This is a genomic window from Actinophytocola sp. NPDC049390 (genome assembly GCF_044466355.1).
In the GTDB taxonomy this organism is placed as follows: Bacteria; Actinomycetota; Actinomycetes; order Mycobacteriales; family Pseudonocardiaceae; genus Actinophytocola.
This window is the reverse complement of sequence record NZ_JBITMQ010000015.1, coordinates 116,053-133,261: the sequence shown is the minus strand read 5'-3', so window position 1 is coordinate 133,261 and position 17,209 is coordinate 116,053. Positions and strand designations below refer to the sequence as shown.

At 69.3% G+C, this 17,209-nt stretch carries 18 protein-coding genes, 1 pseudogene and 1 riboswitch; of the genes and pseudogenes, 13 read left to right on the top strand and 6 right to left on the bottom strand.

The window, feature by feature from the left end:
- Window positions 1-248: 248 nt before the first annotated feature.
- Window positions 249-1,949 carry an AMP-binding protein gene (locus ACIBVP_RS35265; RefSeq protein ID WP_396110793.1) on the bottom strand — a complete coding sequence of 567 codons (1,701 nt, stop codon included), beginning with the start codon at window positions 1,947-1,949 and terminating at the stop codon, window positions 249-251.
- Between the two features lie 13 nt (window positions 1,950-1,962).
- Window positions 1,963-2,787 carry a crotonase/enoyl-CoA hydratase family protein gene (locus ACIBVP_RS35260; protein ID WP_396110792.1) on the bottom strand — a complete coding sequence of 275 codons (825 nt, stop codon included), beginning with the start codon at window positions 2,785-2,787 and terminating at the stop codon, window positions 1,963-1,965.
- Window positions 2,788-2,945: 158 nt separating this feature from the next.
- Between ACIBVP_RS35260 and ACIBVP_RS35255 the strand changes: the two genes are divergently transcribed.
- A complete protein-coding gene (locus ACIBVP_RS35255; protein WP_396110791.1) occupies window positions 2,946-3,104 on the top strand; it encodes a hypothetical protein in 159 nt (52 codons plus the stop codon).
- 321 nt (window positions 3,105-3,425) lie between these two features.
- Here ACIBVP_RS35255 and ACIBVP_RS35250 read toward each other — a convergent pair whose 3' ends face one another.
- Entirely contained in the window at window positions 3,426-3,908 is a 483-nt protein-coding gene (locus tag ACIBVP_RS35250) for a maleylpyruvate isomerase N-terminal domain-containing protein (RefSeq protein ID WP_396110790.1), read from the bottom strand.
- 186 nt (window positions 3,909-4,094) lie between these two features.
- Between ACIBVP_RS35250 and ACIBVP_RS35245 the strand changes: the two genes are divergently transcribed.
- The 10 genes from ACIBVP_RS35245 to ACIBVP_RS35200 all read left to right on the top strand — a co-directional run bounded on the left by ACIBVP_RS35245 (window position 4,095) and on the right by ACIBVP_RS35200 (window position 12,794).
- On the top strand, window positions 4,095-4,949 hold the full coding sequence (locus ACIBVP_RS35245; RefSeq protein WP_396110789.1) for a class I SAM-dependent methyltransferase: 855 nt from the start codon (window positions 4,095-4,097) through the stop codon (window positions 4,947-4,949).
- 20 nt (window positions 4,950-4,969) lie between these two features.
- The gene (locus tag ACIBVP_RS35240) at window positions 4,970-5,164 is read left to right on the top strand and encodes a hypothetical protein (protein ID WP_396110788.1); all 195 of its coding nucleotides are present in this window, start codon (window positions 4,970-4,972) and stop codon (window positions 5,162-5,164) included.
- 21 nt (window positions 5,165-5,185) lie between these two features.
- Complete coding sequence (locus tag ACIBVP_RS35235; RefSeq protein WP_396110787.1) at window positions 5,186-5,782, top strand: CDP-alcohol phosphatidyltransferase family protein; 597 nt, start codon at window positions 5,186-5,188, stop codon at window positions 5,780-5,782.
- A gap of 34 nt (window positions 5,783-5,816) precedes the next feature.
- Window positions 5,817-6,197, top strand: coding sequence for a glycine cleavage system protein GcvH (gene gcvH / locus ACIBVP_RS35230; protein WP_396110786.1), 381 nt, complete (start codon window positions 5,817-5,819; stop codon window positions 6,195-6,197).
- Between the two features lie 83 nt (window positions 6,198-6,280).
- Complete coding sequence (gene garA / locus ACIBVP_RS35225; protein ID WP_396110785.1) at window positions 6,281-6,727, top strand: glycogen accumulation regulator GarA; 447 nt, start codon at window positions 6,281-6,283, stop codon at window positions 6,725-6,727.
- A 19-nt stretch (window positions 6,728-6,746) separates the two neighbouring features.
- Entirely contained in the window at window positions 6,747-7,436 is a 690-nt protein-coding gene (locus ACIBVP_RS35220) for a MerR family transcriptional regulator (protein ID WP_396110784.1), read from the top strand.
- Window positions 7,437-7,600: 164 nt separating this feature from the next.
- The gene (locus ACIBVP_RS35215) at window positions 7,601-8,074 is read left to right on the top strand and encodes a bifunctional nuclease family protein (RefSeq protein ID WP_026422231.1); all 474 of its coding nucleotides are present in this window, start codon (window positions 7,601-7,603) and stop codon (window positions 8,072-8,074) included.
- A gap of 160 nt (window positions 8,075-8,234) precedes the next feature.
- Window positions 8,235-8,792, top strand: a complete 558-nt coding sequence (locus tag ACIBVP_RS35210) for a MerR family transcriptional regulator (protein WP_396110783.1) — start codon at window positions 8,235-8,237, stop codon at window positions 8,790-8,792.
- Window positions 8,793-8,892: 100 nt separating this feature from the next.
- Window positions 8,893-8,984: riboswitch (glycine riboswitch) on the top strand.
- 151 nt (window positions 8,985-9,135) lie between these two features.
- Entirely contained in the window at window positions 9,136-12,006 is a 2,871-nt protein-coding gene (gene gcvP, locus ACIBVP_RS35205) for an aminomethyl-transferring glycine dehydrogenase (protein WP_396110782.1), read from the top strand.
- Entirely contained in the window at window positions 12,003-12,794 is a 792-nt protein-coding gene (locus ACIBVP_RS35200) for an alpha/beta fold hydrolase (protein WP_396110781.1), read from the top strand. Before gcvP ends, ACIBVP_RS35200 begins: the two co-directional genes overlap by 4 nt.
- Window positions 12,795-12,800: 6 nt before the next feature.
- Here the strand turns inward: ACIBVP_RS35200 and ACIBVP_RS35195 are convergent, their stop codons facing one another.
- The 3 genes and pseudogenes from ACIBVP_RS35195 to ACIBVP_RS35185 all read right to left on the bottom strand — a co-directional run.
- Window positions 12,801-13,910, bottom strand: coding sequence for a serine hydrolase domain-containing protein (locus ACIBVP_RS35195; protein ID WP_396110780.1), 1,110 nt, complete (start codon window positions 13,908-13,910; stop codon window positions 12,801-12,803).
- Window positions 13,911-14,010: 100 nt separating this feature from the next.
- Complete coding sequence (locus ACIBVP_RS35190; RefSeq protein ID WP_396110779.1) at window positions 14,011-14,511, bottom strand: SecDF P1 head subdomain-containing protein; 501 nt, start codon at window positions 14,509-14,511, stop codon at window positions 14,011-14,013.
- Window positions 14,508-14,771 (bottom strand): annotated as a pseudogene (locus tag ACIBVP_RS35185) (3-methyladenine DNA glycosylase); the annotation flags it as partial. The pseudogene ACIBVP_RS35185 and the gene ACIBVP_RS35190, both read right to left, overlap by 4 nt.
- Window positions 14,772-14,902: 131 nt before the next feature.
- Between ACIBVP_RS35185 and ACIBVP_RS35180 the strand changes: the two are divergent.
- Window positions 14,903-15,067: a hypothetical protein gene (locus ACIBVP_RS35180; protein WP_396110778.1), complete on the top strand. Its 165-nt coding sequence runs from the start codon at window positions 14,903-14,905 to the stop codon at window positions 15,065-15,067.
- A 1,773-nt stretch (window positions 15,068-16,840) separates the two neighbouring features.
- A complete protein-coding gene (locus ACIBVP_RS35175; RefSeq protein ID WP_396110777.1) occupies window positions 16,841-17,101 on the top strand; it encodes a helix-turn-helix domain-containing protein in 261 nt (86 codons plus the stop codon).
- The last annotated feature ends 108 nt before the right edge of the window (window positions 17,102-17,209 follow it).

The following is a 17,209-nucleotide window of genomic DNA, read 5'->3' as shown; positions in this document are numbered from 1 at the left end:
AGTCGCGCTCCTGGGCGTAGCGAGTTGTGTGTTTTGTGCTGGTGTCGTTGGGGTGTGTGTGCACGAGATCGACGACTCGGTGTGTGTGAGGGCGTGACTCGCGGTGTTCTGGGGCGTGACTCGCGTTGTCTGACTTCGCGCGAGTCGCGCTCCTGGGCGTAGCGAGTTGTGTGTTTTGTGTAGGTGTCGGTGGCGTGTGTGTGCACGAGATCGACAACTCGGTGTGCCTGGGGGCGTGACTCGCGGGGTTATTTGTGGAGGTCGGGGAAGTCTTCTTCTCGGTATTCGTCTGGGGATCGGGTTTCCGGGGTGGCGTGTTCGCGGCTGCGGAGTTCTACGCGGCGGATCTTGCCGGAGATGGTCTTCGGCAGTTCGGTGAACTCCAGGCGGCGGATCCGCTTGTACGGGGCCAGGTGCTCGCGGGCGAAGGCCAGGATGGAGCGGGCCGTGTCGGCGTCGGGGGCGTGGCCGGCGGCCAGCACCACGTACGCCTTCGGCACCGCCAGGCGGATCGGGTCCGGTGCCGGGACGACCGCGGCCTCGGCCACCGCCTCGTGCTCGATCAGCACGCTCTCCAGCTCGAACGGCGAGATGCGGTAGTCCGACGCCTTGAACACGTCGTCCGCGCGGCCCACGTAGGTGATGTAGCCGTCCGCGTCGCGGGCGCCGACGTCGCCGGTGTGGTAGTAGCCGTCGCGCATCACGTCGGCCGTGCGCTCCTCGTCGTCCGCGTAGCCGGTCATCAGGCCGACCGGGTGGCGCGACAGGTCGATGCAGATCTCGCCCTCGTCGCTGGGTACGCCGTTCGCGTCGAGCAACGCGATGCCGAACCCGGGCAGCGGACGGCCCATCGACCCCGGTTTCACCGGCTGGCCCGGGGTGTTCGCGACCTGCACCGACGTCTCGGTCTGGCCGAACCCGTCGCGGATCGTCACCCCCCACGACCTGCCGACCTGCTCGATCACCTCGGGGTTGAGCGGCTCGCCCGCCCCGACCACCTTGCTCGGCGGCGTCTTCAGCACCGTCAGGTCCGCCTGGATCAGCATCCGCCAGACCGTCGGCGGCGCGCAGAACGACGTGATGCCGCACCGGTCCATCACGTTCATCAGCCCGACCGCGTCGAAACGGTTGTAGTTGTACAGGAACACCGTGGCCTCGGCGTTCCACGGCGCGAACACGTTGCTCCACGCGTGCTTCGCCCAGCCCGGCGACGAGATGTTGAGGTGCACGTCGCCCGGCTCGAGACCGATCCAGTACATCGTGGACAGGTGGCCGACCGGGTACGACACGTGCGTGTGCCGCACCAGCTTGGGCCGCGCGGTCGTGCCCGAGGTGAAGTACAGCAGCAGCGCGTCGTCCGCCCCGGTCGCGCCGTCCGGCGTGAACACGGCGTCGGCGCTCTCGTGGTCGGCGAAGTCCAGCCAGCCGTCGACCGGCTCACCCACGGCGATACGGGTGTATTGCCCTGGCACGTCCGCGAACTTCTCCGCGTCGACCGACCGCACCACCACGTGCGCGGCCCGGCCGCGGTCCACGCGGTCCCGCAGGTCGGCGGCACCGAGCAGCGTGGACGCGGGGATGATCACGGCCCCGAGCTTCATGGCCGCGAGGATGGTCAGCCACAGCTCGCCCTGGTTGCCGAGCATGAGGATGAGCCGGTCGCCACGCTTGACGCCGCCCGCGCGCAACCAGTTGGCCACCTGGTTCGACCGCCGCGAGACGTCCGCGAACGTCCACTTCAGCTCGCTGCCGTCCTCCTCGACGATCCACAGCGCGAGCCGCGACGCGGTCGGTTCCGTCGCGGCGACGGCGTCGAACCAGTCGATCGCCCAGTTGAACTCGGTCAGGCTCGGCCATTCGAACTCCGCGCTCGCGCGGGCGTAGTCCGTCCGGTGTTCGAGGAGAAAGTCCCGTGCCGCGCGGAACGTCTCGGTGGCTGCGCTGCTCACCCTCGCTGTCCTCCTACCTTCCGTTGAACTTCGGTGCCCGCCGCTCGAGGAAGGCGGCCACCGCCTCACCAAGATCCTCACTCGGCAGGAACGCCGCGTTCCACGCGGACACGTACCGCAAACCCTCGGCGACCTCGGCCTCCCGCCGGTGACCGAGCACGTCCTTCACCCCGGCCACCACCAGCGGCGGGTTCGCCGCGATGTCGGCGGCCAGCTCCCGCGCGGCGGCCAGCACCGCCTCCTGGTCCGGGTGGACGTCGTTGACCAGGTTGATCTTCTCGGCGCGGGCGGCGTCGATGTCCTTGCCGGTGTACGCCAGCTCGCGCAGGTGCCCCTCGCCGACGATGCCGGACAGGCGCTGGAGGCTGCCGAGGTCGGCGACGATCGCGACCTTGACCTCACGCACGCTGAACTTGGCGTCCGCGCTCGCCAGCCGGATGTCGGCGGCCGCGATCACGTCCACCCCGCCGCCGATGCACCACCCGCTGATCGCGGCGATCACCGGTTTGCGGCACTCGGCGACCGCCGTCACGGCCCGCTGCAGCGACCGGATCTCGTCGAGGAAGTCCGTGCGCGGCCTGGCGAGCGACTTGTCGCCGAGCATGGGCGCCCAGCTGCCGGACATGGCGGGCAGGTCGAGGCCGTAGGAGAAGTTCGCGCCGCTGCCGGTGAGCACGATCGCCCGGACTGCGTCGTCGCGGTCCAGTTCGCCGAACACCTGGGGCAGCTCGCGCCAGAAGTCGGGCCCCATGGCGTTGCCCTTGCCGGGCCCGAGCAGCGTCACCTCGGCGACACCGTCCCCGATGTCGACCTTGAGCGAAACCAGGTTGTCGGTCATGCGGCCCCTCACCCGTTCAGTCGGCCCCGATTCTTACTCGCAGTATGTCCTACCAGGGCGCGTGGTTCGCCCGATCGTGTCGGCCCGGGTTTGGCAGTCTGAACCGGCTTGGGCATTACCGTCCGGAGCAGGCGGATTTCACGTTAAGGAGGGCGCGCATGACACGTGAGAACGTGATGTCGACGCCGATCTTCGACCAGTTGCTGCGCGAGATGGCGCAGCGGGCGGAGCCGCGTGCCACGCCGCGGGAGCAGGCCGCCGAGGAGTCCGAACCGCAGGCGCCGGCCCCGGGAAGACGACGCCACCGGGCGGAGTGACCGTTCCCGGCACGAGTTCGACACAGCGGAGCGTCAGGTCTCGCGGAACGTCGCCACGAAACGCGGGGCGAGCCAGGGTTTGCGGCCCCACGCCACGAGTTTGCCGGTGAGCGCCGCGCGCGTCCGGCCGAGGTGACCGAAGCTGGTCAGCAGGAACGCGGCGGGGTCGACGGAGAAGTGTCAGGTCGCACCGCAGGGGACGACCGCGTTCGACGGTGGTGACGTCGTCGTGGATGCGGATGGTCCAGTCGTGGCTGCCGCGCACGTGCAGGTGGTAGGTCCCGGTGGCGGCGCGGGCCGCCGTGGGGTCGGCGAACTGGATCACCGCGGGGACGAGCCCGTGGACGCACGCGGCGGCCTGGTCCTTGGCGAGGGGCACGGACGGCCCGTCGCCTGTGCGAGGTCCAGGCCGTGCATCAGCAGTTCGGTGAGCATGATGGCGCCGAGCCCGGCGGACGTGTGCGGACAGGCGAAGTACCACGTCGGCCGGTCGCCGTCGGGGCCCAGCACGTCGAGCAGCACGCCGACCTCGCTGGTGAGGAGGTCGGCGAGCGCGCCCGGATCCCGTTCCGGCACCTCCGCGAGCGCCCGCCGGTTGTCCTCGGCCAGCGAGTCCGGCAGCCGGCGTGACCTGCGGACCATGCCCCGGTACCGCCGGGCGACGCTGACCAGGTGCGCTCCCGTCTCGGCCGCCGACCAGTCGACCCTGGCGAGCGGCAGGTCACCGGTGGGCACCGCGCGCAGCAGCTCGCCGACCCTCGTGGTGGTGGCGACGATCTCGCCACGCAGCTCCTGCCATTCCACGGCGGCCCCCGCGTCGGGTCGGTCCTCGGCTCATGCCGGGCACCGGCTCATCACGTCAGTATCCCTCGCCGATGTGATCCGGCGCACTGTCGGCGTAAGACTTCCGGCACCGCGATCTGAGGCAATGCCCGATGTGCCGGGCGGCCGTGACGACGACCATGGGTCGCGACGGGCAGGGAGCGCGACATGATCGCCGGAACGATTCACGGGTATCCGTTGCAGGACAGCGAACAGGACTGGCCGCCGCTGCCGGAGCGCGAGCTCGGGCCGCTGCACCGGGCCGTGCTGGCCGCGCTCGGACCGCTCGACGGACAGCGGCTGCTGGACGTCGGCTGCGGGGTCGGGTTGTTCCTGTGCGCCGCCGAGCAGCGGGGAGCGCTGGTCGCGGGCACGGACACCGCGGTGGAGCGGCTGGAGATCGCGCGGTGGGCGCTCCCGGACGCCGACCTGCGGGTCGGTGGACTCGTCGAACCCGGGGACGCGCTGCCGTTCGACACCGGCACGTTCGACGTTGTGACGACGGGGGCGTCGGTGCACAACGGGACGGACCGGGCGGCGGTGCTGACCGAGTTGGTGCGGGTGGTCCGCCCCGGCGGGCGGGTCGCGGTCGGCGGATGGGTCCGGCCGGCGGGCTGCTGGGCCGAGACCTTCGCGGGCCACCTGCGCCGGCTCGACCTCCTCGCGCCCGCGACCGGTGCGGACGAGGGGCTCGACGGGGCGTTGCCCGCCCGTGGCCTCGCCCTGCTGCGCACGGGCGAGGTGCGGTGCCAGGCCACCTACCCGAGCGTCGGCGCGGCGTGGACCGCCATGCTCGGCAGCGAACCGATACTGCGGGCGGTCCGGCTCGTGGGGGAGTCACCGGTGCGGGCCGCGTTCACCGAATCGGTCGCGGACGCGGTGACATCGGACGGTGTCGTCCACCTGCCGAAATCGTTCCGCTACGTAGTTGCCTCGACCCCGGTTTCCACCATGTGGGCACTTCATAACGAACCGGATAACGAATCTCGCGCCAGAGGCGAAAGGCCTATCGGGAGGAACTGATCCGAACAGGCAGCGAGGACATGGCTGAGACGAGCAGGACCAGGACGTCATCACAGCTACCCACCGCACAGGGTCGTGTCGTGTGGTGCCAGGGACACGCCTACGTGCGGGAGAACGCGCGCTGGGTCGGTGTGGACGACAAGGGGCGGCCGAGGTCGTTCACCGACGCGGACCTGCGCCGCCGTGGGTGGAGCCTGACCCGAGGGGCGCGCTGACCGGCGAATACGCTGCGGGGCATGGCATCAGTGCCCGAGGAGCTGCCCGACCGGTGGCTCACCATCCCGAACCTGCTGAGCATCATCCGGCTCGCGCTGGTTCCCGTGTTCCTGTGGCTCCTCCTCGGCCCCAAGGCCGACGGCTGGGCGCTCGCCGTGCTCGTCTACAGCGGCGTGTCCGACTGGGCGGACGGCAAGCTCGCCCGCTGGCTCAACCAGGCCAGCAGGCTCGGCGCGATCCTGGACCCCGCCGCGGACCGGCTGTACACGCTCGCCACGGTCGTCGCGTTCGTGCTGCGCGACATCATCCCGCTCTGGTTCGCGCTGGTGCTGGTCGGCCGCGACCTCATGGTGGCCGTGTGCATCTGGGTGCTGCGCCGCAACGGGTTCGGGCCGCCGGAAGTCACCTACGTCGGCAAGGCCGCCACGTTCAACCTCATGTACGCCATGCCGCTGCTGCTGATCGCACAGGGCGGTTCGGACTTCGCCACGATCGCCCGTCCGGTGGCCTACGCGTTCGTCGTGTGGGGGAGCGCCCTGTTCGTCTGGTCGGGCCTGCTCTACCTCGTACAGACACGCATGGCACTGCGCGCACCACTGCCGACCCGGTCCATCTAAGCTTCGCCCAAACCAGAACCGCGGAGGAAGTCCAGTGACGCCGGAAGACCTGAAGTACACCGAAGAGCACGAGTGGCTCGCCACCACCGAAGGCACCACCGTGCGCGTCGGCATCACCGACTACGCCCAGGACCAGCTCGGTGACGTCGTCTTCGTCGAGCTGCCCAAGGTGGGGGAGAACGTGGACGCGGGCGCGCCGCTGGGCGAGGTCGAGTCCACCAAGAGCGTCTCGGAGATCTTCGCGCCGGTCTCCGGCGAGGTGACCGCGGTCAACACCGCGCTGGACGAGTCGCCGGAGCTGATCAACTCCGACCCGTACGGCGAAGGCTGGATCGTCGAGATCACGGTCGCCGACGTCGCCGCGCTGGACGAGCTCATGGACGCCGCGGCCTATCAGGCGCTGACCGACAAGTAGTCCGGGGAGGCAACTCCGGGCCCACTGATCGCGCACGGTAGGTTGACTAGGGAACGAGAAGCACCAGCAGGAGGAGAGCTCAGGTGAGCACCAACGACGGGCCCGGCGTGCCGCCGGAGCAGTCGCCGGAGCGGACTTCCGTGTTCCGGGCCGACTTCCTCGACGCCGAGGCAACCGAGACGCCGGCCCGCGAGCCTTCCGTCGCCGGTGTCGACGCTCTGCCGGCCGGTTCCGCTCTGCTGGTCGTCAAGCGTGGGCCGAACGCGGGTTCGCGCTTCCTGCTCGACCGCGACACCACGAGCGCGGGTCGGCACCCGGACAGCGACATCTTCCTCGACGACGTCACGGTTTCCCGCAGGCACGCCGAGTTCCGGCGTGAGGGCGGCGAGTTCGTGGTCATCGACGTCGGCAGCCTGAACGGCACCTACGTCAACCGCGAGCCGGTGGACCAGGCGGTTCTCGCGAGTGGCGACGAGGTGCAGATCGGCAAGTTCCGCCTCGTGTTCCTCACCGGCGCGAACGCGTCCTAGGGCCACAGCGGAGGTAGGCGTGACGGCGGCCGGGCGGTCGGCTGGCGGCCGGCTGAGCATCGGTGCGGTGCTCGGCCTGCTCCGCGAGGAGTTCCCGGACGTCACCGTTTCGAAGATCCGGTTCCTGGAGGCGGAAGGGCTGGTGCGGCCTGCTCGCACCGCCTCCGGGTACCGGCAGTTCACCCCCTCGGACGTGGACCGGCTGCGGTTCGTGCTGGCCGCACAGCGTGACCACTACCTGCCGCTCAAGGTCATCAAGGACCAGTTGGACGCGGCCGACCGCGCCGGCCGGCCACGCGTCCTGCGTGCGGTTCCTGCCGACGGGCTACCCGCCGCGGAGGACTTCGCCGACCGGCCGCTGCGGCGGATGACCCGCGAGGAACTCCTTGAGACAGCGGGTGTCGACGCGGCCACACTGGGTGAACTCGAGCAGTACGGGCTGGTCAAACCGGGTCCCGCCGGGCTGTACGACAACGAGTCGGCACAGGTCGCCTCGGTCGCGCGGGCCCTGGCCGGCTACGGCATCGAACCCCGGCACCTGCGGGGCTTCCGCGCGGCGGCCGACCGCGAGGTCGGCCTGGTCGAGCAGATCGTGGCTCCCCTGCGCGGGGACAAGGCGGACGAGGCGGTCCGTGAGCTGGCCGCGCTGTCCGTCGGGCTGCACACGTTGCTAGTCAAGGCGGGTTTGCGGCGCATCGCGGGGAAGTAAGCTGAAGATCAACTCGTTGGCACGATGTGGCATCGGCATCCGATCGATTCAGGATTGCACAAGCGTCGAAACCGGATGGCGGGTAGCGTCGATGCCAGCGATGAGCGATGCTCGAAGATGTGGTTGTACATCCTCGCTGAGCCAGTCGGAGGGAGGCGAACCCGATGAGCGAGATGCGAGTCGTGGGCGTGCGGGTGGAGTTGCCCGCCAATCAACCGATCTTGCTGCTGCGCGAAACCGAAGGTGAGCGATACCTCCCGATCTGGATCGGCTCCGTGGAGGCGACGGCCATCGCACTGGAGCAGCAGGGGGTGCGACCCGCGCGACCGCTGACACACGACCTGCTCAAGGACGTGATCGGAGCGTTGGGGCGAGAGCTCGAGCAGGTGCGGATCACGGACCTGCGGGAGGGCACCTTCTTCGCGGAACTCGTGTTCGACGGTGACGTGCGGGTGTCCGCGCGGCCGAGTGACTCCGTGGCCCTCGCGCTGCGGATCGGGGTCCCCATCCACGCGGAGGACGCCGTGCTCCAGGAGGCCGGGCTGATCATCCCGGACGAGCAGGAGGACGAGGTCGAGAAGTTCCGCGAGTTCCTCGACAGCGTGTCGCCGGAGGATTTCCGCGGCGCGGACACGTGAGACGGCACCACACAGATATCCGATCGGTAACGAAGGCTACACATCAGGTTTAGGTTTGCGACGCGCGCTCCCGCGCGTCGCGTTGACCCGGTCTCCCCGCCGACCTACCGTCGTATCGACGAGCCAACGGCTCGCGCGTGGCAGGAGACTGGAGGCAGGCGTGGTCGAGGAAGGTCCCGTCACCGGTGAGCAGGGCGAGCTGTTTCCGGACCAGTCCGGACCGGACGAGCTCGTCGGCTACCGCGGGCCCGCGGCTTGTCAGATCGCCGGCATCACATACCGCCAGCTCGACTACTGGGCGCGCACGGGGCTCGTCGCTCCGTCGATCCGTAGCGCGCACGGCTCGGGGTCGGCTCGGCTGTACTCGTTCAAGGACATCCTCGTACTGAAGGTCGTCAAGCGGCTGCTCGACACCGGGGTGTCCCTGCAGAACATCCGGGTCGCGGTGGACCACCTGCGTCGTCGCGGGGTGCGTGACCTGGCGAAGATCACCCTGTTCTCGGACGGGACGACGGTGTACGAGTGCACGTCGCCCGAGGAGATCGTGGATCTGCTGCAAGGCGGGCAGGGCGTCTTCGGGATCGCCGTGTCAGGTGCCATGCAGGAGATCAACGGGACGATTCACGAGTTCCCCGCCGAGCGGGCCGACGGTGGGGTCGTCGAGACCGTCGTCGACGACGAGCTGACCGCTCGCCGGAAGGCCCGAAACGCGGGCTGACCTGGGCCCTGGTTTTTCCTGCGTGCTGAAGGACCCCTTGACGTTCGTGACCTTGCGCGCTTCGGGGACCTGTCTGGGGGTACGCTACCGGCGTAGTCGCTGATCCCGCGCGGGAGAGACCGAGCCCCGGCTCGGCGCCGAAGGAGCAAATCCTCCCCGGAACCTCTCAGGCACCCGAACCGCGTGGAGTAGACGCCTCTGGAAAGCGGACCGGGTGACCGGGCCCGCCGAAGGTGCAAGTCCAGGTGATCTGGATGAAGCTCTCAGGCGCACGTCCTAGCGTGCACGGACAGAGGGGGAGGGCAGCAGTCCGCATGCCCACCCCACGCCCGGAGGCGCGCCGATGACCCAGGACCGGATTCCCCTTGCCGCCCTCGAGGACGGCACCCAGTTCGCCGACCGGCACATCGGGCCCCGCCCGGCCGAGCTGGCGCGGATGCTCGACGTGGTCGGTGTCGGGTCACTGGAGGAGCTGGTCGAGCGGGCCGTGCCGGACTCGATCCGGGAGGAGAACCCCGACCTCGGGCTGCCCGCACCCGCCTCCGAGGCGCAGGCGCTCGCCGAGCTGCGTGGGCTCGCCGCGAAGAACTCGCCGCTGACCTCGATGATCGGGCTCGGCTACTACGGCACCCTCACGCCGCCGGTCATCCTGCGCAACGTGCTCGAGTCGCCCGCCTGGTACACGGCCTACACGCCCTACCAGCCGGAGATCTCCCAGGGCCGCCTCGAGGCGCTGTTGAACTTCCAGACCATGGTCGCCGACCTCACCGGCCTGCCGCTCGCGAACGCGTCCATGCTCGACGAGTCGACCGCCGCCGCCGAGGGGATGACGCTCGTCCGGCGGGCCGGGAAGGCGAAGTCCGCGCGGTTCCTGGTCGACGCCGACACGTTCCCGCAGACCGTCGCGGTCATCGAGACGCGCGCCGAGCCGCTCGGGATCGAGGTCGAGGTCGTCGACCTGACCGACGGGCTGCCGGACGGGGAGTTCTTCGGGGTGCTCCTGTCGTACCCGGGCGCCGGCGGCGCGGTGCGTGACCACGCGGCGCTGATCGAGGCCGCGCACGACCGTGGCGCGCAGGTGGTCGTCGCGGCGGACATCCTCGCGCTGACCCTGCTGCGGCCGCCCGGGGAGATCGGGGCGGACGTCGTCGCCGGGTCCACCCAGCGGTTCGGGGTGCCGATGGGCTTCGGCGGCCCGCACGCCGGGTACCTCGCCGTGCGGCAGGGGCTGGAGCGGCAGCTGCCCGGCCGTCTCGTCGGGGTGAGCGTCGACGCCGACGGCAACCGCGCCTACCGGCTCGCGCTGCAGACCCGTGAGCAGCACATCCGCCGCGAGAAGGCCACCAGCAACATCTGCACCGCGCAGGTGCTGCTCGCCATCGTCGCCTCCATGTACGCGGTCTACCACGGGCCCGACGGGCTGCGGAACATCGCGACCCGCGCCCACCGGATGGCCGCCGTGTTCGCCGCCGGGCTGCGGCAGGGCGCGGTGACCGTGGTGCACGAGCACTTCTTCGACACCGTCCTGGTCGAGGTGCCCGGCCGGGCCGACGAGGTGGTCGCGAGCGCTCGCGACCGTGGCATCAACGTCCACCGCGTGTCCGCCGACCGGGTGTCGGTCTCCTGCGACGAGACCACCACACGCGACCACGTGCACAGGCTGTGGGCCTCCTTCGGGGTGGACGGTGACATCGACCAGCTCGACATCGACACCGAGGACGCCGTCCCCGGACAGCTGCGCCGCACGTCCGAGTACCTCACGCACCCCGTCTTCTCCACGCACCGCTCGGAGACCGCGCTGCTGCGCTACCTGCGTTCGCTGTCGGACAAGGACGTCGCGCTGGACCGGTCCATGATCCCGCTCGGGTCGTGCACCATGAAGCTCAACGCGACCGCCGAGATGGAGCCCATCACCTGGCCGGAGTTCGCACAGCTGCACCCGTTCGCGCCGGCCGGGGACGCCGCCGGGCTGCTGGACATCGTCGCCGACCTGGAGGACTGGCTCGCCCGCCTCACCGGCTACGACGCGGTCAGCCTGCAGCCGAACGCGGGCAGCCAGGGCGAGTTCGCCGGCCTGCTCGCGATCCGGGCCTACCACCGCGCCAACGGGCAGGGCGAGCGCGACGTCTGCCTGATCCCCGCGAGCGCGCACGGCACCAACGCCGCCAGCGCCGCCATGGCCGGTATGAAGGTCGTCGTCGTTCGCTGCGACGACAACGGGAACGTCGACCTCGACCACCTGCGGTCCACTGTGGACGCACACCGCGACGACCTCGCCGCGATCATGATCACGTACCCGTCGACGCACGGCGTGTACGAGGACACCGTGCGGACGGTGTGCGAGCTGGTGCACGACGCGGGCGGTCAGGTCTACGTGGACGGCGCGAACCTCAACGCGCTCATCGGGCTGGCGCGCTTCGGGAAGTTCGGCGCCGACGTGTCACACCTGAACCTGCACAAGACGTTCTGCATTCCGCACGGCGGCGGCGGTCCCGGCGTCGGGCCGATCGGCGTGCGGTCGCACCTCGCGCCGTACCTGCCGAACCACCCGCTGCAGCCGAAGGCGGGTCCGGCCACCGGTGTCGGACCGATCAGCGCGGCGCCGTGGGGCAGCGCGTCGATCCTGCCGATCTCGTGGACCTACGTGCGGATGATGGGCGGCGCCGGGCTGCGGCGCGCGACCATGACCGCCGTGGCCGCCGCGAACTACGTCGCGAAGCGCCTGAACGAGCACTTCCCGGTGCTGTACGCGGGCGAGGGCGGCTTCGTCGCGCACGAGTGCATCCTCGACCTGCGCGGCATCACCAAGGCCACCGGCATCACCGTCGACGACGTCGCGAAGCGGCTCGCCGACTACGGCCTGCACGCGCCCACGATGTCGTTCCCGGTGGCGGGCACACTGATGGTGGAGCCGACCGAGAGCGAGGACCTCGCGGAGCTGGACCGCTTCTGCGACGCCATGATCGCGATCCGCCGCGAGATCGACCGCGTCGGCCGCGGCGACTGGCCGCTGGAGGACAACCCGCTGCGCAACGCGCCGCACACGGCCGAGTCCATCGCGGGCAAGTGGGAGCACCCGTACAGCCGTGAGGAGGCCGTGTACCCGCAGGGCGCGACCGGGCCGAAGATCTGGCCGCCGGTGCGGCGCATCGACGGCGCCAAGGGCGACCGCAACCTCGTCTGCTCCTGCCCGCCCATCGAGGCCTATCAGTGACCTCACCCGACGGCACGGTCCTCGCGTACACCCGCGAGGGCGAGGGCCCTGCCGTCGTGCTCGTGGGTGGCGGTCTCGACGACGGCGCGGAGAACGCGTCGCTCGCGACCGCCTTGTCGCGGTGGTTCACCGTGTACAACTACGCGCGCCGCGGCCGGGGCGGCAGCGGCGACACCCAGCCGTACGCGCTGGAACGGGAGGTCGAGGACCTCGCCACCCTGATCGAGGCGGCGGGCGGCACGGCCCACGTCCACGGCGTCTCGTCCGGTGGTGCGCTCGCCCTGCGGGCCGCCGCGGCCGGTCTGCCGATCGACCGGCTGTCCGTGTACGAGGTGCCGTACGCGGTCGGCGAGGCCGCGGCGGTGGGCTGGCGTGAGTACGTGACACAGCTCGACGCCGCCCTCGCCATGGACGACCGGGACGCGGCGCTGCGGCTGTTCATGCGGCTCGCCGGCTCCGGCGAGGACGACATCACGGCCGCGGCCGGGTCGCCGATGTGGCCCGGACTGCTGAAGATCGCCCACACCCTGGGCTACGACGCGGCGTGCCTCGGCGACGGGACGCCACCCGCCGCCGAGCTGGCCCGCATCACCCAGCCGACCCTCGTCGCCACCGGCGGCGTGCCGGACCCGCACATGAGCGGTCTGCGGCCGGGCTACTTCGACGCGGCCGCGGACGCCATCGCCGCCCTTGTCCCCAACGCGACGCGGAAGGTCGTCGCCGGACAGTCCCATGTGGCCGATCCGGCGACGATCTCCGTGGTGCTGAAGGACTTCTTCACCGGCTGACCGCGGTCAGCAGAGTGCGGTCTCCGCCGCTTTCCACACGTTCGCGGCCCGGCCGTCCGCCAGCCGCCCGTTGACGACGACGAACACCGAGCGGCCGTCCTCCGTGACGGCGGTGAACGTGTCGTAGCCGGGCAGGTTCCCCGCGTGTCCCCACGCGGTACCGCCGCAGGGCAGGGAGATCTCGCCGATGCCGAGGCCGTAGTCGTACCCCGCCGCCTCGACGGTCGTGCGCATCTCCCGCAGCAGGTCGGGGCGCAACACCTTGCCGGACAACAGGGCCCGCACGAACCGGGTCAGGTCCGGGCCGGTGGAGATGAGCGAGCCCGCGGCACCGGGCAGGCTCGGCTCCAGCTCGGTGATGTCCGTGACGGGCTGCCCGGGGAACGCGTAGTACCCGTGCGCGTGCGGCCCCCGGATCCGCTTGTCGCCCGCCTCCGGGTACGTGGTCGAGCCCAGCCCGAGCGGCCGGATCAGCCGGTCGCTGATCTCGTCACCGAGGTCGTTGCCCGTGACCGCCTCGACGATCAGGCCGAGCACGATGTACCCGGTGTTCGAGTACGCCCACCCGTCGCCCGGCGCGAACCGCGGCGGGTGGCTCAGCCCGATCGCGACCAGCTCCTCCGGGCGCCAGGGGTGGTTGTTCGCGTCCGGGTCGGCCAGCACGTCGGCGACGTAGTCGGCCATCCCGCTGGTGTGCTGCAACAGCTGCCGGACGGTGATCTTCGTGCCGTCGTACCCGTTGCCGGCCACCAGCCCCGGCACGTACTCCTCGACGGGCGCGTCCAGTTCGACCTCGCCGTCCTGGACGAGTCGCAGCACCACCGCGGCGACGAACATCTTGGTGTTGCTCGCGACCCGCACCCGGTCGCGGGGCCGGATCGGCCGGTCGGTGCCGAGTTCGCGGGTGCCGCTGGCGACCGACCAGCGGTGGTGCCGGTCCTGGGCGTAGACCATCGCGCCCGGTGCCCCGTCGGCGACGAAGTCGTCGATGACCGCCTGGACGTCGGTGTGGCCGTGGTCGTGGCGTGGGTCGGCGGCCGCCGGCACGGTGGCGACACAGCCGAGCGCCACCGCGAGCGAACCCGCCACGACACGGGTGGATTTCCTTGTCAGCACAACACAATCCCTCTCGCCGAGTGGATGGTGTGCCGAACGCTACGGCTGGCCGGGGTGCTCCGACATCCGGTGCGCCCCCGTCGTCGTGGTGGGGACAGCCCTACCGGCCGGTGATCCGGTCGAGCAGGTCCTGGACCTCGTCCTGCGTGTAGTCGCCCGTGATCTGGATCTCTCCACCGGTGATGGCGGACTGGATCTGCGGCGCCATGATCACCTCGTCGTCCGCGACCATCGCCAGCCGTTCGCCGGTGTGGGCGGCGGTCCAGTCGCCGAACGTCTGGCCGTCGGCGTCGTCCAGGTCGAGGATGAGCGCCCAGGTGTTGTTCTCGAACCTCACCTCGGCGCTGTCCAGCCTGCGGATCGTCAGCATGGGCTCGGCCAGCGTCAGCCGCTCGCCGTCCTCGGTGGGCAGCACGATCACCGTCGGGTCGGCCGACTCGGTCTCCAGCACCGGCCGCAGCTCGATGGGCACGGCCAGGTCGACCGGGCCGGCTGCCGGGGTGGTGGCCGTGGTCCCGTCGCCGTCCGGTGTGCCGCCCTCCCGTGACACGCACCCCGCCAGCACCATCGTCGCCAGCAGGACCGCGACCAGTGACCTCATCCCAGCAACTCCTCGCACAGTGCGATCAGCCTCGCCCGCAACGGTTGTGCCCGCTCGGCGAACCCGGCCTGTTCCCGCCGGTACCGGGCCCGGCCCTCCGCCGTCTCGATCCGCACCGGAGCGTAGCCGAGCGGGGTCAGGTCGTAGGGGCTCGCGCGCATGTCCAGCGAACGGATGTCCAGGGCGAGTGCGAAGCAGTCGGCGACCAGCTCGGACGGCACGTACGGGTCGAGCTTGTAGGCCCACTTGTAGAGGCCCAAACGGAGCCAACCTGCAAACAGCTCGCAGGGTGGTCCTGTATGGAGGTCTCCAACCGAGGTCTGCCTACAAGTTCGTAGGTTAGCCCTGGTTGAGCACGTCCGTACGGGGTCACCCTCAAGGAAGGGTGATCATGCTTCACAAGCTTCTGACCAGGCTAAACCCGCTCTCCGCGTGGCGTCGCAGAGTCGCCGAGGATGAGCGGCTGATCGCGGAGCTACAGACCGCCGTGCGGCACGATCCGGACGCCTACGCGCGGTTCCTGCGCTACCTCGGGTCGGAGGGTGAGACCCGATGACCAGTGACCAGTCATGGCAGGCGACGTTGGGGCAGCGTGGTCCCAAGGCCGGAGAGGTCTGCACCTGCGGACGACCGGCCGTGATCGTGTACGTGTTCCCAGACGACGAACGTCCCGGCCACGTACGAGAGGTGCCGTACTGCGGAGTCCCGGATGGTGGTCGGAGGAAGTAGGCCCCTGGCAGCCTCCGAGGCGAGACGTCAGCCCCTTCTAGGTGTGCGATCACCTAGAAGGGGCTTTCTCGTCTCTACGGCCATGTCGGAGGCCAGTTACCGCCTAGCTGCGGGTGCCTGAGGACTTCGAGGGGGTGAAGCGCTGCCCGGTTGGTGGGCCTTTCTTGGTTAGAAGAGCGACACACGAACGAAGGGAAATCGGCAGTGAGGAGTTTGAACGATTTGGCTGCGCTGGTTAGGGCGGAAAGCGACCGACATCGGACGTACCCGCTCGATGCCGCACATGACCTCATCGAGGCAGGTGTGGTCACTCGGGAGGAAGCACGACGATTGCTCCGATGGGCCACCCAAGGACAAGACCCGACAAGGCCTAGATGGCGGGTGACCGAAGGGGGTGGAGTTAGCGAGTGGACTGACCTGGACGACGGAACGCCTGTAGATAAGGGACGTCAACGCAACCTGTCCACGCAATGGACGGGTGACAGCGTCAGCTACAGCGGTGCTCACACGCGTGTACGCAGCCTCAGAGGCTCAGCCTCGGAACACGACTGCGTGGACTGTGGCGGGCAGGCTGAGGACTGGTCATACAACCACACCGCAGGAGACCGGGAGATTGTCGGAGAGGTCAGGGGGAAGTGGCTTCGCTGGTCACCCGACCCGAAGGACTACGTACCTCGGTGCAGGGCCGACCATGTCCGATTCGACGCTCAGCAGGCGGTGTCGGCATGAGGACGAAAGCCAAGGCCACGGTTGCCGACGAACTGAGCGAACTTCTGAGTGCGGCATATCCGGGCGAGGATGTCGACGAATCGGAGGGCCTTCCGCCAGCAGGCACCCTGTCGGTCGAGGATCCGATTTCCAACCTGATCACTAAGACCCGCTTGGCCCCGACAGCCCGAGAAGGTCTGTCGTACGACGATGCTCCGCGTATCGGGTACCGAGGCCATGATCTACACGCAGTAGGTGAGGCTCCACATGTCGCCCGTACCCACGTCAGTGAGCAAGAGCAGGAACGACGTAGCAGGATTCGAGGTTTCGTAACCGCTGGCCACGGATTCGTGGTCAAGAAAGCCGGTGAGACCAAGTACGTCCGTAACTGCTCGGAGTGCGGGCAACCCGTGACCACTGACCTTGCAGGCTGCGAGTTCCCGGAGATCCCATGGGATCAATGCGGGTGTAACTCATGCTCGGATGCTCAGGCACTGGTCAGGACCAAGGCCGGTAGGCCCGCTGAGACGTGCTCTGACGAGTGTCGAAAGGCCCGACGCAGGCGACAGCAGCGAGAGCGCAGGGCGAACGCAAAAGCCCTGGTCAAGGTGTGAAGCCGAAACACTGTCTAAGGGTGAGGGGTCTTCCTTTCTCCCCCTCTGCCTGCCCCCTGAGTTCCTCGATTCACGGGGTCGGCTGAGCGCTTCTCCCTCCTGAGCGCTCCTCCATGTCCCGAGGCTGAGCATTCGTCTCCCTCGATTCTCGGGACTCCGAGTCTGCCCCTGACTGAGTACCTGTCCGTTGCAGCCTGCCGCACAGCTCAGTCAGGGGTCTTTGTCCTACCCAGATTACCTAATCATCAACTGTAGTTTAGAGAGGGGTTCACCTTTTGATGGACATGACAGAGATACCCGCCGTTGACCCCGATGTGGTCGCGGAACGGATTCGTATCCTTCACGCTGAATCTGGCCTCACGAAAGGGGCCTACGCCAAACACGTAGGGACGAGTTATCAAAGCCTGTTTCTGTGGCTCAACGGCTACAGAGTGCCCACGTTCCAATCGCTTTACAGGATCTCCCGACAGTCTCGAGTTTCGATCCCGTGGCTACTTGGCGAGGTTCCGATTGGCGAACGAGGGGAAGACGAATTGTGACCTCTCCGGTGTCGACGCATCAGCAGATTTTGATCCTGATTCAATCCGTCCGGCCACGGAGTCGGCAAGAGCGCCGACTGTTGCGCGAGTTGCGCCAGTTGTATTCGA

Bases quoted from the DNA above. Each gene is read 5' to 3' on its own strand.
- ACIBVP_RS35260 (WP_396110792.1), bottom strand. From the start codon at position 2,787: ATGACCGACAACCTGGTTTCGCTCAAGGTCGACATCGGGGACGGTGTC.
- ACIBVP_RS35255 (WP_396110791.1), top strand. From the start codon at position 2,946: ATGACACGTGAGAACGTGATGTCGACGCCGATCTTCGACCAGTTGCTG.
- ACIBVP_RS35245 (WP_396110789.1), top strand. From the start codon at position 4,095: ATGATCGCCGGAACGATTCACGGGTATCCGTTGCAGGACAGCGAACAG.
- ACIBVP_RS35240 (WP_396110788.1), top strand. From the start codon at position 4,970: ATGGCTGAGACGAGCAGGACCAGGACGTCATCACAGCTACCCACCGCA.
- ACIBVP_RS35235 (WP_396110787.1), top strand. From the start codon at position 5,186: ATGGCATCAGTGCCCGAGGAGCTGCCCGACCGGTGGCTCACCATCCCG.
- ACIBVP_RS35215 (WP_026422231.1), top strand. From the start codon at position 7,601: ATGAGCGAGATGCGAGTCGTGGGCGTGCGGGTGGAGTTGCCCGCCAAT.
- gcvP (WP_396110782.1), top strand. From the start codon at position 9,136: ATGACCCAGGACCGGATTCCCCTTGCCGCCCTCGAGGACGGCACCCAG.
- ACIBVP_RS35190 (WP_396110779.1), bottom strand. From the start codon at position 14,511: ATGAGGTCACTGGTCGCGGTCCTGCTGGCGACGATGGTGCTGGCGGGG.
- ACIBVP_RS35180 (WP_396110778.1), top strand. From the start codon at position 14,903: ATGCTTCACAAGCTTCTGACCAGGCTAAACCCGCTCTCCGCGTGGCGT.
- ACIBVP_RS35175 (WP_396110777.1), top strand. From the start codon at position 16,841: ATGGACATGACAGAGATACCCGCCGTTGACCCCGATGTGGTCGCGGAA.